Source organism: Levilactobacillus suantsaii (assembly GCF_004115745.1).
GTDB lineage: Bacteria > Bacillota > Bacilli > Lactobacillales > Lactobacillaceae > Levilactobacillus > Levilactobacillus suantsaii.
In genome coordinates this window covers 48,606-62,204 of the sequence record NZ_QXIL01000004.1, presented here as the reverse complement: position 1 = coordinate 62,204, position 13,599 = coordinate 48,606, and the positions used below count along the sequence as shown (strand labels likewise).

Genomic DNA, 13,599 nt, shown 5'->3' with positions numbered 1-13,599 from the left:
TATGCATTTTAGCGACTAAGGGGGGACTTAGGTGTGAAGAAGCAAGAACGACAACAATTATTGAAGCGATTACTCACGACCCGCGAGATTCAACGACAGGAAGACTTTGTGGCGTTACTCGCCGCAGAGGGGATTCAGGTCACGCAAGCCACCATTTCCCGCGATATTAAGGAGATGCAACTGGTAAAGTTACCGGCTGAATCCGGGGGATATCGGTATAGTTTACCAGTCCAAAAGAAGATCGATACCCAAAAAAAGTTGCAACGCACACTCCGAAACGCCTACGTCTCCTTTGCAGTGCAGGACCAATTCACGATTCTGAAGGTCTTGCCCGGTAACGGACCGGTGATTGCGTCACTCTTAGACCAGATGCGCTATGACTTTATCTTTGGCACGGTGGGGGACGACAGTTCGGTACTCACGATTTGTGTTTCCCACCAGGGTGCTTTACAATTAGAACAAACGATTGACCGCATGCTTGCGGATTGATCACGGACGACCACGACTCCCGACCAGCTTCAGCTGACGACGTAGCGGTGGTCGTTTAGTTTAGGGGGCCAAGACGTGCTACAAGAGCTGTCGATTAAAAATTTTGCGATTATTGATCACTTAGACGTGACCTTTAAAAACGGGATGACCGTGTTGACCGGGGAGACCGGCGCCGGTAAGTCCATTATCATTGATGCCGTCGGGTTACTCGCTGGGGGGCGCGGCTCGGTCAACTTTGTCCGCACCGGCACGGCCAAGGCCGTTATCCAAGGCAGTTTTACTTTTCCACCGGACGGGGTGACCTACCGGGTCTTAGACGACCTGGGGATCGACCACGACGATGGCAGTGTCATTTTACAACGGGAGATTCATCGCACCGGGCGTAACGTGTGCCGAGTCAACGGGATGCTAGTCAATACCAGTACCTTAAAGCGTATCGGGGAAACCGCCGTGGACATCCACGGGCAAAACGAACACCAGGAACTGATGCAACCGGAGAAACATTTGGGGATGCTCGATGAATTCGCGTGCGCTAAGGTCGCAAAGCTCGCGGCGACCTATTTGACAAAATATCAAGCCTACACCAAATTAAAACACACCCTAGAAAACCGGCGGGCCAACGAAAAGGAATGGGCCCAACACCTCGACATGTTGAAATTTCAGGTCAACGAAATCGAAGCCGCCCAACTTCAAGCTGGTGAAGAGGATCAGTTGACCGCCGAACGTGACCGGTTGGATAACTTTCAAAAGATCAACGATGCTTTGCAACGAACCCAGGTGATCTTGACCGGAGAAGATACCGTCCCCGGCGTCAACGACCAGTTGAGTGAGGCGATGCAAGCCATGCAGGGGATTGCGGACTTTGACGACGATTTCAAACAAATTGCGACGAGCCTGGAGAACGCCTACTATACGCTGGGGGATGCGGTGGGCGACGTGTCGTCACAACTTGATTCCTTAGAGTGGGATGAGGGCCGTCTAGACGAAATCGAACGTCGCTTGGAAGTCATCAACCAGTTGAAATACAAGTACGGGGACTCGGAGGCGCAAGTCTTAAAGTACTACGATAAGATTGCCGCCGAGTTGAAACGTATGGAAGCCACCGACGAAACGGCCGATGACCTCGAAGAGCGGGTGACCAAGCAGGCCGCCGAGTTACACACCTTAGGTGACCAGTTGAGTGACGAACGTCAGCGCGCCGCTAAGCGCCTGGAAAAAGCCATCCATCATGAATTGGCCGCACTCTACATGGCAAAGACCGTCTTTGCCGTGCACTTCGATCACAGTGACAAGCTGTTACGTACGGGACTCGACCACGTGGAATTTTACTTGCGGACCAATCCTGGCGAAGCCATGCGGCCGTTGGCTAAGATTGCGTCCGGGGGAGAACTCTCCCGGATTATGTTGGCCTTAAAGACCATCTTTTCGGAATCTCAAGGCGTCACGTCGATTATTTTCGACGAAGTGGACACTGGGGTCAGCGGCCGGGTCGCCCAGGCGATTGCCGAAAAGATTAGTGGGATTGCCCGTAACTCGCAGGTCTTGTGCATCACCCATTTGCCGCAGGTGGCCGCGATGGCCGACCACCACTTCTTTATTGCTAAACAAATCGTTGGTGACCGAACGGAGACCAAGTTGACGCGGCTCAGTGCCGCCAAGCGGGTCGATGAACTCGCGCGCATGTCAGCGGGAACTCAGGTCACCAAATTGGCGGTGGAACACGCTCACGAACTATTGACGCTAGCCGATGAAGCCAAGGCTAAAGCGAAATAACTAGCTTGAAAACGCCAAAAGAAAGCGCGCAATAACCTGACTTTTGGCGTCCGTTTCGACACCATTAGAGTCACCGAATAATTTAAAAAGTGCACCTTTTTTAAATGGATTTTCCATCTAAAAGGGTGCACTTTAGTGTTTTGTCCCGAACTCTCACTTTTACCGGGCCACCCGGCGAATGCTACGGAGCAACGCGGGGGTCACGATAGTGATAAGATGGGGCGATTTTAAAATGAGGTGACCGGCAACATCTTGCTGCAGGTAACCGGTGACGGTCATGGGCGCGACTTGTGGCGCTGCTTTGAATTGTAACGTCACGTGGTAGTGGCGCATCAAAGCTTGTTGTAAAAAGTAGGTCAGTTGAAAAGCGGGCAGTTGGGGATAGACCACCTGACCCGCGATCACGGGCAACGAATTAAAGAGTTCCTGATAAACTAAGGTCGCCCGCTCGGTCAAAGGTTTCAACCGACTGGCAGCGGAATTAAGCATGCTGATCACCTCGAACGTTTGTTTGTATTTTTATTATACGAACATGTGTTTGAAATTGCAAGGCCTTTTTTTAGCCGGCTTTTTCGAGAAATTCCCGCTAAAACTAGCCATAGCCCCTTAATTAGTGGTAGTATAGTAAACTATAGATTAAGCGCCCACCGCGTCCTTAACCGGGCGGGCGAGCCGACTAGAATTCAAATAATGAAGGGATTTTTAGACAATGGCGAAACGTGGAATGCTCATTGTACTCTCGGGGCCTTCGGGAGTCGGAAAAGGAACGGTCCGTAAGGCGCTGTTTGAAACGGGTGCAGCTGATTTTTCCTACTCCATTTCGATGACGACTCGTAAGCCCCGCGAAGGGGAAGTTAACGGCGTCGACTATTATTTTGTGTCTAAGGAAGAATTCGAAGAGAACATTCGCAACGGTGAAATGCTTGAATACGCCAAGTATGTTGACAACTACTATGGCACGCCGTTAAAATATGTTAATGAGACCCTCGATCAGGGAAAAGACGTCTTCTTAGAGATTGAAGTCAATGGCGCGATGCAAGTGCGAGCAAATTGCCCGGACGCTGTTTTTGTCTTTTTAACGCCACCTGATTTGATGGAATTAGAACACCGTTTGATTGGTCGGGGCACGGATGCCATGGACGTGATCAATAAGCGGATCAAAAAAGCTGTGGGTGAGATTCGGATGATGCGCAACTACGACTATGCCGTGGTCAACGATGAGGTTGGCAAGGCGGTCGAACGCATCCAGACGATTATTCGCAGTGAACGGTTGCGGGTCACCCGGGTGATGCCGGATTATGAACAAATGATTGGAGACGAATAGACATGCTACTTTATCCTTCAGTTGATGATTTATTAGCACAAGTGGATTCACGGTACTCGTTGATTATGTTGGCGAGCAAGCGGGCCCACGAATTAGACGCCCACGCCAAGCCGTTGTTGGCAGAATACAAGTCGCCCAAGACGATTGGGAAAGCCTTAGAAGAAATTGCGGCCGGGGCGTTAATGATCGATCCGGACGAAAAGGATTTGAACGCCTAAGTTGAGTGCGGAGAAGAGACCAGGTTGCCAGTGGGTAATCTGGCCTTTTTGTTCAGGAATGGGAGGGCAAAGATGTTTCAGGATAAACACGTAACGTTGACCATTAGTGGGAGTGTCGCCAGTTATAAGGGCGCAATCCTGGCCCGAGACCTACAGCGGGCGGGGGCTACGGTCCGAGTCGTTCTCACCTCTGCGGCGAGTCGGTTTGTGACGCCAGCGACTTTGGCGGCGTTGACCAAGGCCCCGGTCTTGACCGATGAGACTTGGTGGGTCGCCGATGGTCAAATCAACCACATCGAACTTGCCGATTGGACGGATCTAGCGTTAGCGGCCCCGGCGTCTGCCAATTTGATGGCCCAACTGGCCAACGGCCTAGCTGATGATGTGGCCAGTGCGACCTGGTTAGCGACCACGGCGCCTAAAGTCGTGGTCCCGGCCATGAACACGCATATGTGGCAGGCTCCCGCGACCCAACGTAACCGGCAGCAACTCATCGCCGATGGGGTGACAGTGCTGGCGCCCGTAACGGGGATGCTCGCCGAAGGGTATGCCGGGACCGGCCGGTTCATGGAGCCGGCCGATATCGTGGCTCAATTGACTGCTACAGCGGCGACGGCCACGCCATTGGCCGGGAAGAAACTCCTGGTCACGGCCGGGGGAACGCGAGAAGCTTTAGACCCGGTCCGCTTTTTGACCAACCGCTCATCGGGGAAGATGGGCTACGCGGTGGCGGCTGCGGCCCAACAAGCCGGTGCTGACGTGACGCTGATCACGGCTCCGACACGGTTATCAGCGCCCAGTGGGGTGACCGTGGTGCCGATTGAAAGCACCCAGGACCTGGAACAAGCAGTCATCAGCCGGTTGCCAAAAGCCGATGGGGTCATCATGGCCGCGGCCGTGGCGGATTTTCAACCCCTACACCAAGCAGAGCAAAAAATCAAAAAAAGTGCGGATAACGATCAGCTGGTGTTAACGTTGAAGAAGACGCCCGATATTTTACGGGAAGTCGCCCAACGCAAGCGTGTTGACCAGGTCGTGGTTGGCTTTGCTGCCGAGACCCAGGACCTGTTAGCTAACGCCCAGAAGAAACTAGCGACTAAGCACCTGGACTTATTGGTCGCTAACGACGTTTCGCAGGCAGGAATCGGGTTCAACGGTGATAATAACCAGGTGACCTTCTTGTTTAAAGACGGTCACCGCGACCAGACACCCATTACCAGTAAACGGGCCATCGCCACGGCCCTAATCGAACACGTGGCGAAAATTTTTACAGAGAAATGAGGGCGGGATGACGATGGCACAAATTGCACAAGTTTTAGTGGACGTGCCAACCATGCAGACCAACGACCCCTATTCGTACGCGATCCCGGATCAATTGGCCGACCAACTCCAACCGGGGATGCGTGTGACGGTCCCGTTCGGCCACCGGGTGGTCTCGGGCGTCGTCGTGGGCTTTACGACCAGCACACAGTATGAGGGCCAGTTAAAGTCGATTCGCGCCGTGTTAGACTTGGCGCCGGTCTTGAACCCAGAGCTCCAACAATTGGCCGATTGGCTGGCCCAAACGACTTACGCCTTTCGCATCACCTGTATCCAAACGATGTTGCCTAACTTATTGAAGGCCTCCGTTGAACGTCAAATCGTCCCGACCAACGAATTGACGGCTACGGAACGGGCCGTGTACTTTCCTGACGGGGCGGCGCGCGACTTCGATACCAGTAAACTCGACACAGACACGGTAGCGGGCCTGTTGAAGTTACGTCGCGCTGGCAAGGTTACGGTGACTTATCAAGTCAAGGACAAGGCTAGCGTCAAGACCACCCCGGGGATCACCACGTCTTTGGCCCCACAACAACTGGAAGACCTCAAACAAAGCGTGGCCACGCGGGCGCCGAAGCAGGCGGCTTTACTGACCTATCTGCAAGCCTTGCCTGACCATCCGGTGCCGCAGGCCAAGGTAGCCCACGCTGCGGGGGTCAGCTCAGCGGTGATTCGGGGGGCGGAGACCAAAGGCTGGCTCAAGCGTACGCCACTTGAAGTCTACCGTGATCCGTTTCAACAACCAGTGAAACCCACGACACCGTTACGATTGAACGCCGAACAGCAGGCCGCCGTAGATGCCATTACCACGGCTGTCACCCAGCGCCAAGCCAAAAACTTCTTGGTGGAAGGCGTGACCGGAAGTGGCAAGACGGAGGTTTATTTGCAAAGCATCGCCGTGGCGTTGCAACAGGGCCGTAGTGCGTTGATGCTGGTCCCCGAGATTGCGTTGACGCCGCAGATGACCAACCGGGTCAAGGCCCGCTTCGGCCAACGAGTGGCAGTCTTACACAGCGGTCTGTCCAAGGGCGAACAGTATGACGAGTGGCGCCGCATTGACCGCGGCGAAGCGACCGTGGTCGTGGGCGCCCGCTCGGCGGTCTTTGCGCCGATTCAACATTTGGGCCTCATCATCATGGATGAGGAACATGAAAGCAGTTATAAGCAAGACGAAAATCCGCGCTATCATGCCCGCGACGTGGCATTATGGCGGGGCAAGTATCACGATTGCCCGGTGGTGTTAGGGAGTGCCACGCCGTCGTTAGAGACCAGAGCGCGGGCCGCCAAGGGGCTCTACACCCGCTTAGTGTTGGCGCACCGGATCAACGACCGGCCGCTGCCCACGGTCCATATCATCGACATGCGCGCTGAACTCAAGCAACACCAGGGCGATGACGATTTTTCCGCGCCGCTACTCACGGCGATTCAAGACCGGCTCGACCGGCACGAACAAGTCGTCTTGATGTTGAATCGCCGTGGTTTTTCTTCCTTTATGATGTGTCGGGACTGTGGTTTTGTCTTGAAGTGTCCGAACTGTGACATTTCGTTGACCTACCACGTGAACCCGCGGGTCATGAAGTGCCACTATTGTGGGCATGAAGAAGCTGTGCCGACGGTCTGCCCCAATTGCCGTAGCCGGAAGATTCGTTACTACGGTACCGGGACCCAAAAGGTCGAAACCGCCTTGCAAAAGTTGTTGCCCACGGCCCGTATCTTACGGATGGACGTAGATTCGACGCGGCGCAAGGGGGCCCACGAAAAGTTGCTCAATCAATTTGGGCAGCACGATGCAGATATTTTGTTAGGGACCCAGATGATTGCCAAAGGGCTGGACTTCCCCAACGTCACGCTAGTCGGGGTCTTAAACGCCGACACGGCTTTGGGTTTGCCCGACTTTCGGGCTAGTGAGCGGACCTTTCAACTGTTGACCCAGGTCAGTGGTCGGGCCGGTCGGGCGGAGAAGCCCGGTGAAGTCTACATCCAGACCTTTAACCCTGATCACTACGCCATTCAACTAGCACGCACGCAGGATTACGAACGGTTCTTCGTGACTGAGATGCACATGCGCCACCAGGGCAATTACCCGCCGTACTACTACGCCATTCAGCTCACGGCGAGCCACGAAGATGAAAGCGTCGCGGCCAAAGCGATGTATCAGATCTTAGCCGCCGTCAAGCAAGGTTTAAGCGACCAGGCGATTATCCTGGGCCCGACGCCCAAGGCGATTGCGCGGGTCAAGCGGAAGTATTATTATCAAGTGGTAATCAAATATAAACACGAACCACATTTAAAAGCGGTCTTAGACCAGATTCGGCAAGGCTCCCAGCGCGCACCGCGAGGACTCGCTGTGGCCATTGATGCTGAACCGATGAATTTTATGTAAGAATCAATAATCAGAAAGTATGGTGCCTAAATGACCTCAGTTATTTTTATGGGAACGCCGAAGTTTTCCGCGCCCATTTTACAAAGTTTAATCGACCACGATTACGACGTCTTAGCCGTGGTGACTCAACCCGACCGCCCCGTGGGCCGCAAGCACGTCTTGACCGCTTCACCGGTCAAACAAGTTGCCGTAGCGAACGGCTTAGAAGTGCTTCAACCCGCCAAATTGAGCGGTAGTCCCGAATTGGACCGAGCGATTGCGTTAGCTCCTGACCTGATCGTGACGGCCGCCTTTGGGCAGTTCTTGCCGACCAAGCTGTTAAAAGCGGCCAAGGTCGCGGCAGTCAACGTCCATGCCTCCTTACTCCCGAAGTATCGGGGCGGAGCGCCCGTGCACTATGCCATCATGAACGGGGATGCCGAAACTGGCGTGTCCATCATGTTCATGGTCAAAAAAATGGACGCGGGCGACGTGTTAGCTCAACGGGCCATTCCAATTACCGACCAAGACGACGTGGGCAGTATGTTCGACAAGTTGAGTGATTTGGGACGCGACCTGTTATTAGAGACGTTGCCGAAACTCTTAGCAGGCGACATTACGCCAGTCGAACAGGACCCGGAGAAAGTCACGTTTGCCCCGACCATCAAGCCGGAAGAAGAACGCGTCGACCTGAACTTAAGCGCTCATTTGATTGACTGCAAGGTCCGGGCTTTACGCCCGCACCCTACGGCCCATCTCTACTTGAATGGGGTGCGTACTAAGCTGTGGCAAGTGCGGGTCCTCGACCAAACGACTGATTTAGTCCCCGGGTGCCTAGTTAGTCATGATAAGCACCATTTGGCTATCGCAACGGGGGAGCACGGGGTGTTAGCAATTGATGAACTGCAACCGGCTGGTAAGCCCAAGTTAAGTATCACAGACTTTCTGAACGGTTCAACGGACACGCTCACAGTGGGCGAACAGGTGGCGAAATAATGACAAAAGATAATCCCCGCGCATTAGCGGTTGAAAGTTTGACTCGGGTGGCCAATGGCGCCTACTCCAATTTACAATTAGATAAGATGATCGCCAAAAGCGACTTGAACGATGCCGACCGGCGGCTCTTGACCAACTTGGTCTACGGTACGATCCAACATCGCTTGACGTTGGACTACTATTTACGCAGTTTCGTCAAACCCGGCGAGCGGTTAGAACCCTGGGTCGAAAATACCCTTTTGATTGCGCTCTACCAATTACTCTATCTGGACCGGATTCCCAAGCGCGCCATTTTTAATGAAGCGATTCAGTTCGCTAAGGACAACGGTCACGAGGGGATTCGCCGATTTGTCACCGGAATCTTACACGCCATCGACCGCCAAGGGGTGCCCGATTTAAACCAAATCAGCGACCCGTTGAAGCGCCTTAGTGTGACCTATTCGATGCCGACCTGGCTGGTAACGCGGTTGACGGACCAGTTAGGCGCCGAAAAGACTCAAAGTATCTTAGCAACGATCAACCAACCGGCGGCCCAGTCCGTGCGGGTTAACACGGCGGTCACCACGAAAACCGAGGCCAAGGCGGAACTCGAAATGGCGGGCTTCACCGTTACCGAAAGCGAAGTTTCCGGCGAAGGCTTACGGCTCGACGGACAACCGGCTAGTCGCAGTGAGCTCTTCAACCAGGGCCAAATGACGATTCAAGACGAAAGTGCCATGTTACCGGTCGAAGCCTTACAGTTGCAGCCCGGTGATCAGGTCTTAGATGCCTGTGCAGCACCCGGCGGCAAGACCACCCAGATTGCGGCGGCTTTGGATCCAGAAAAGGGCGGCCAGGTGACGGCGTTAGACCTACACGAAAAAAAGGTCAAGTTGATTGCTAAAAACGCCGCGCGGTTGCAAGTCGCCGACCGAGTCAACGCCATGGCTTTGGATGCCCGCAAGGTCGATTCCGAGTTTTCGGACGCGACTTTTGATAAGATTTTAGTCGATGCGCCCTGCTCGGGAATCGGCTTGATTCGGCGGAAACCGGAGATTCGCTATGATAAAACGCCACAAGACAGTGAACATCTCCAAACGATTCAACTGGCGATCTTAGACGCGGTCAGCCGAAAATTAAAGCCGCAGGGGACGCTAGTCTACAGTACCTGCACTATCTTGGCTACGGAAAACGATGACGTGGTGGCCCAATTCTTGGCTACGCACCCGAATTTTGAAAGTGTGCGGGTGACGACGACTAAGAACGTGAAGGCGGACCGGGAAACCGCAACGCTGTCAATTTATCCCGATGATTTTGACACGGACGGCTTCTTCGTCAGTGCGTTTCGACGGAAAAACTAGGGGTGATCAGTAATGGAAGTGGCTTATCGAACGGCCATTGGCAAGCAACGGGCCGATAATGAAGATTACGTGGATGTGTTCACCAACCAGGCGGGGCAACACCTCGCATTGATTGCGGACGGCATCGGCGGCCATCAGGGGGGCGATGTGGCCAGCGCCATGGCCGTTTCGCACTTAGGCCACGATTTTGAGGCGACTGAGTGGTCCAGTACCCAGGCCGCCGAAGATTGGCTGAGCAACCAGATTACGGCCGAGAACCGGTCCATCATCGAAAAGTCGGCCCAGTTTGCCGATTTAAGCGGCATGGGGACCACCCTGGTGGCGGCGGTGTACTTTCCGACGGCAGTCGTGGTGGCCAGTATCGGGGATTCCCGAGCTTACTTGCTGCGCGAGAGTCACTTACGCCAATTGACCGAAGACCATTCGCTGGTCAATGAGTTGGTCAAACGTGGCGAGATTAGCCGTCAGGCGGCCCGCCATCACCCGCAAAAGAACATTATCGTGCGGTCATTAGGCATTTCGACCGACGCCAACTTTGATTTGAACGTGTATCCGTTGGTGACCGACGACCAACTATTGCTGTGTACCGACGGGTTGACCAACATGGTCAGTGACGACCAGATCAAGACGGTCCTGCTTCGTGACCAGACCGAAGCCCAAAAGTGTGACGAGCTGGTAACCCTAGCCAACGCGGCTGGGGGGCTGGACAACATTACCGTTCTCATCGTGGTGAACCGCACGGGGAAGGTGGCGAGCTGATGCGGACCGGGTATACCCTAAACGGGCGTTATCGAATTTTACGGGCGCTGGGCGAGGGTGGCATGGCCAACGTGTATTTGGCTCACGATTTGATTTTAGACCGTGACGTGTCCGTGAAGCTCTTACGCTTGGATCTCCGTGATGATCCGAACACCATCCGGCGCTTCCAACGTGAGGCGTTGGCAGCCACCGAACTGTTACATCCTAACATCGTGCAAGTCTATGACGTGGGCGAAGAGAATGGCATGCAGTATTTGGTTATGGAGTACGTCAAAGGGATGGACCTCAAGGCCTATATCAAGACGCACTTTCCCATCGCCCATGCTGACGTGATCCAAATCATGGAACAGATTTTAAGTGCGGTCCAAACGGCGCACGCACACGGCATCATTCACCGGGATTTGAAACCCCAAAACATTTTGATTGATGACCAACAAGTGGCCAAAATCACTGATTTTGGTATCGCGGTGACTTTGTCCGAACACAGTCTGACCCAGACCAACACGGTCCTAGGTTCGGTGCACTACCTGTCACCAGAACAGGCCCGCGGGGGGATGGCGACGAAACAGTCGGACATTTATTCATTGGGGATTATTTTGTACGAAATGCTGACCGGGACGGTACCCTTTGAGGGGGAGACGGCGGTCTCGATTGCGTTGAAGCACTTCCAAGCTGACATTCCGTCCGTGCGCGCCGTGGATTCGACCATTCCTCAAGCGTTAGAAAACGTGATCTATCAGGCTACGGCTAAGCGCCCCGAAGACCGCTACGCCGACGTGGCTGCGATGGCCAGTGACTTACAGACGACGTTGTCACCGGACCGGGCGGGTGAAGCCCGGTTTACGCCCCAGTCGGATGATGGCGGCGAGACCAAGGTGCTCCCCGTCAGTGCGTTGAGTAGTCTTACGGCGAACAATTCGGCTTCTGCCGCCGATTCTGCGGCTTCCGCAGCGACGGCAGCCAGCGACCCACCCACGAGCGATGTTGCGGGTAAGGTGCGCTACAAGAAACGCCACCCATTGCGGTACCGATTGATTTGGGTCGCGGTGACCCTCTTCTTCCTCTTGGTGGGAATTCTCATTGGGGTCGCGTTGTTCCGGCCCCAGATGACCAGCGTGCCGAACGTGATTGACCGCCAAACGGCGAGTGCACAGACCACGTTGAAGGCGGCTCACTTGAAACTAGGGAAAATCCACCAAACGACCAGTGCTAAGATCAAACGGCACCATATCGTACGCACGGAGCCGCGGTCCGGGACCCAGCTCAAGCAAAACACTAAGGTCGACCTCTGGGTCAGCACGGGACCGCAGAAGTATAAACTGGCGAATTACCAGGGGGATGCTTATGCCAGTACAGCTGCGAAGCTACAAGCCTTGGGGTTCCGAGTGAACCGTGAGTCGGTCCACTCGACCAGTGTGCCGGCCGGTCGAATCATGCAACAAAGTGTGAGTGCGGGGAAGCGCGTGGTACCCAAAAACGTCACGTTGACTTTTACCGTGTCGACTGGGTCGCAGACCGTGACGCTCAGTGACTTGACCGCCAAGACCAAGGCCCAAGCCCAAGATTATGCGGTAAGCCACAACCTGAACCTGGCCTTTAGCTACGCCTATTCAAACGATGTGGCCAAGGGCAAGGTCATCCGGCAATCGCCGGGGGAAGGGGCCGTGGTTCAAGAGGGTGATGAGATCACGTTGACTCTGTCACGCGGGCCCGAAGAACAGGCATCGGAGACCGACCAGTTCAACGTGAAGGTCAAAATCCCATTTGATAGCAGTGTCACCAGCTCGAGTAGCTCGGACGATGATGATGACGATGACGACAGTGATGAGAGTAGTTCTTCATCCGTGTCATCAGCCAGCGAGAACTTGATCCAAATTTACTTAAAGGATCAGGACCACCAGGACAGTTCAATTTATAAACAACTGACCATTACCGATGACACCACGGTGACCTTACCGTTCACCCTGACCAGCGGAAAGCCCGGGGCTTATAAGATTGTGCGTAATGGTAGCGTGATTGCCGAAGACAAACACGTCACGAAAAATTAAGAAAAAACCTGCATTTAAAGCTCAGTTCTTTTATAATATAAGGGGACTGAGCTTTTTTATGAAGGAGGTGCATCGATGGAAGGACAGATTCGCCAATCGTTAAGCGGCTTTTACGATGTGTTTAGTGATGGCACACTGTACCGAACCCGCGCCCGGGGCAATTTTCGCAAGAAGCGCATCACGCCGTTGGTGGGTGACAGAGTGGAATTTGAAAGCGAGACGCCCAAAGAAGGGTACATCTTAAAGATTTTACCCCGGCACAACGCGTTGACCCGGCCACCGGTCGCCAACGTCGACCAAGGTATCGTGGTCACGGCGGTCAAGGCGCCGGACTTTTCGACTAACCTCTTGGACCGGCAGTTGATTGCCTTAGAGATTAGTCAGATTGCGCCGGTCATCTACTTTACCAAGACCGATTTGATTACGCCGGCAGAAATCGCCAAATTTGAGACTTTGGCGGCCGGCTACCGAGAAATTGGTTACCCAGTCATCCTCACGGCACAACCTTTTGAACAGACGGGCTTAGCCCAATTGCGTGAGTTGCTCAAGGACCGCGTGTCCGTGATCATGGGGCAAACGGGGGCCGGCAAGTCGACGTTATTGAACCACATCGCCCCCGACTTGAAACTTGCCACGGGGGAAATCTCGACGGCCTTGAACCGGGGCCGTCATACGACGCGTAAGGTCAGTCTGATGCCCGTTGCCGGCGGGTTAGTGGCCGATACCCCCGGCTTCTCGTCGTACGACACGTTAACGCTGGACTACCGCGAACTGGGGCAATATTTTCCGGAATTTGCGGCCTTAGCCCCGCAGTGTCGTTTTCGGGGCTGCGTGCACATCAACGAACCGAATTGTGCGGTCAAAGCCGCCGTCGACGCGGGAACCGTCCTGCAGAGTCGGTACGCGACCTATTTACAATTAGTGACGTTGTTAAAGAACCAAAAACCTGTTTACCATAAGAAGAAATGAG

At 54.2% G+C, this 13,599-nt stretch carries 12 protein-coding genes; 11 read left to right on the top strand and 1 reads right to left on the bottom strand.

Annotated features, from left to right (window positions below; genetic code table 11):
* Window positions 1–33: 33 nt before the first annotated feature.
* Both DXH47_RS03180 and recN read left to right on the top strand, forming a co-directional pair.
* Window positions 34–489 (top strand): arginine repressor, encoded by a 456-nt coding sequence (locus DXH47_RS03180; RefSeq protein ID WP_129031639.1) that lies wholly within the window; start codon window positions 34–36, stop codon window positions 487–489.
* A gap of 75 nt (window positions 490–564) precedes the next feature.
* A complete protein-coding gene (gene recN / locus DXH47_RS03175) occupies window positions 565–2,262 on the top strand; it encodes a DNA repair protein RecN (protein WP_129031638.1) in 1,698 nt (565 codons plus the stop codon).
* 159 nt (window positions 2,263–2,421) lie between these two features.
* Here the strand turns inward: recN and DXH47_RS03170 are convergent, their stop codons facing one another.
* Entirely contained in the window at window positions 2,422–2,751 is a 330-nt protein-coding gene (locus tag DXH47_RS03170; RefSeq protein ID WP_129031637.1) for a hypothetical protein, read from the bottom strand.
* A 220-nt stretch (window positions 2,752–2,971) separates the two neighbouring features.
* Here DXH47_RS03170 and gmk point away from each other — a divergent pair, with 220 nt between their 5' ends.
* The 9 genes from gmk (at window position 2,972) to rsgA (ending at window position 13,598) form a co-directional block, all read left to right on the top strand.
* Window positions 2,972–3,586 (top strand): guanylate kinase, encoded by a 615-nt coding sequence (gmk, locus tag DXH47_RS03165; RefSeq protein ID WP_129031636.1) that lies wholly within the window; start codon window positions 2,972–2,974, stop codon window positions 3,584–3,586.
* A gap of 2 nt (window positions 3,587–3,588) precedes the next feature.
* The gene (rpoZ, locus tag DXH47_RS03160; protein WP_129031635.1) at window positions 3,589–3,804 is read left to right on the top strand and encodes a DNA-directed RNA polymerase subunit omega; all 216 of its coding nucleotides are present in this window, start codon (window positions 3,589–3,591) and stop codon (window positions 3,802–3,804) included.
* Between the two features lie 72 nt (window positions 3,805–3,876).
* Complete coding sequence (gene coaBC, locus DXH47_RS03155; protein ID WP_129031634.1) at window positions 3,877–5,085, top strand: bifunctional phosphopantothenoylcysteine decarboxylase/phosphopantothenate--cysteine ligase CoaBC; 1,209 nt, start codon at window positions 3,877–3,879, stop codon at window positions 5,083–5,085.
* A gap of 13 nt (window positions 5,086–5,098) precedes the next feature.
* The gene (gene priA, locus DXH47_RS03150; RefSeq protein ID WP_129031633.1) at window positions 5,099–7,507 is read left to right on the top strand and encodes a primosomal protein N'; all 2,409 of its coding nucleotides are present in this window, start codon (window positions 5,099–5,101) and stop codon (window positions 7,505–7,507) included.
* A gap of 30 nt (window positions 7,508–7,537) precedes the next feature.
* Window positions 7,538–8,482: a methionyl-tRNA formyltransferase gene (gene fmt, locus DXH47_RS03145; protein WP_129031632.1), complete on the top strand. Its 945-nt coding sequence runs from the start codon at window positions 7,538–7,540 to the stop codon at window positions 8,480–8,482.
* On the top strand, window positions 8,482–9,822 hold the full coding sequence (gene rsmB / locus DXH47_RS03140) for a 16S rRNA (cytosine(967)-C(5))-methyltransferase RsmB (protein WP_129031631.1): 1,341 nt from the start codon (window positions 8,482–8,484) through the stop codon (window positions 9,820–9,822). The genes fmt and rsmB overlap by 1 nt, the downstream gene beginning before the upstream one ends.
* A 12-nt stretch (window positions 9,823–9,834) precedes the next feature.
* On the top strand, window positions 9,835–10,581 hold the full coding sequence (locus DXH47_RS03135; protein ID WP_129031630.1) for a Stp1/IreP family PP2C-type Ser/Thr phosphatase: 747 nt from the start codon (window positions 9,835–9,837) through the stop codon (window positions 10,579–10,581).
* On the top strand, window positions 10,581–12,629 hold the full coding sequence (gene pknB, locus DXH47_RS03130) for a Stk1 family PASTA domain-containing Ser/Thr kinase (RefSeq protein ID WP_129031629.1): 2,049 nt from the start codon (window positions 10,581–10,583) through the stop codon (window positions 12,627–12,629). Before DXH47_RS03135 ends, pknB begins: the two co-directional genes overlap by 1 nt.
* Window positions 12,630–12,704: 75 nt before the next feature.
* Window positions 12,705–13,598 (top strand): ribosome small subunit-dependent GTPase A, encoded by an 894-nt coding sequence (rsgA, locus tag DXH47_RS03125; protein WP_129031628.1) that lies wholly within the window; start codon window positions 12,705–12,707, stop codon window positions 13,596–13,598.
* The last annotated feature ends 1 nt before the right edge of the window (window position 13,599 follow it).

Bases quoted from the DNA above. Each gene is read 5' to 3' on its own strand.
- DXH47_RS03170 (WP_129031637.1), bottom strand. From the start codon at position 2,751: ATGCTTAATTCCGCTGCCAGTCGGTTGAAACCTTTGACCGAGCGGGCG.
- gmk (WP_129031636.1), top strand. From the start codon at position 2,972: ATGGCGAAACGTGGAATGCTCATTGTACTCTCGGGGCCTTCGGGAGTC.
- rpoZ (WP_129031635.1), top strand. From the start codon at position 3,589: ATGCTACTTTATCCTTCAGTTGATGATTTATTAGCACAAGTGGATTCA.
- coaBC (WP_129031634.1), top strand. From the start codon at position 3,877: ATGTTTCAGGATAAACACGTAACGTTGACCATTAGTGGGAGTGTCGCC.
- priA (WP_129031633.1), top strand. From the start codon at position 5,099: ATGGCACAAATTGCACAAGTTTTAGTGGACGTGCCAACCATGCAGACC.
- fmt (WP_129031632.1), top strand. From the start codon at position 7,538: ATGACCTCAGTTATTTTTATGGGAACGCCGAAGTTTTCCGCGCCCATT.
- rsmB (WP_129031631.1), top strand. From the start codon at position 8,482: ATGACAAAAGATAATCCCCGCGCATTAGCGGTTGAAAGTTTGACTCGG.
- DXH47_RS03135 (WP_129031630.1), top strand. From the start codon at position 9,835: ATGGAAGTGGCTTATCGAACGGCCATTGGCAAGCAACGGGCCGATAAT.
- pknB (WP_129031629.1), top strand. From the start codon at position 10,581: ATGCGGACCGGGTATACCCTAAACGGGCGTTATCGAATTTTACGGGCG.
- rsgA (WP_129031628.1), top strand. From the start codon at position 12,705: ATGGAAGGACAGATTCGCCAATCGTTAAGCGGCTTTTACGATGTGTTT.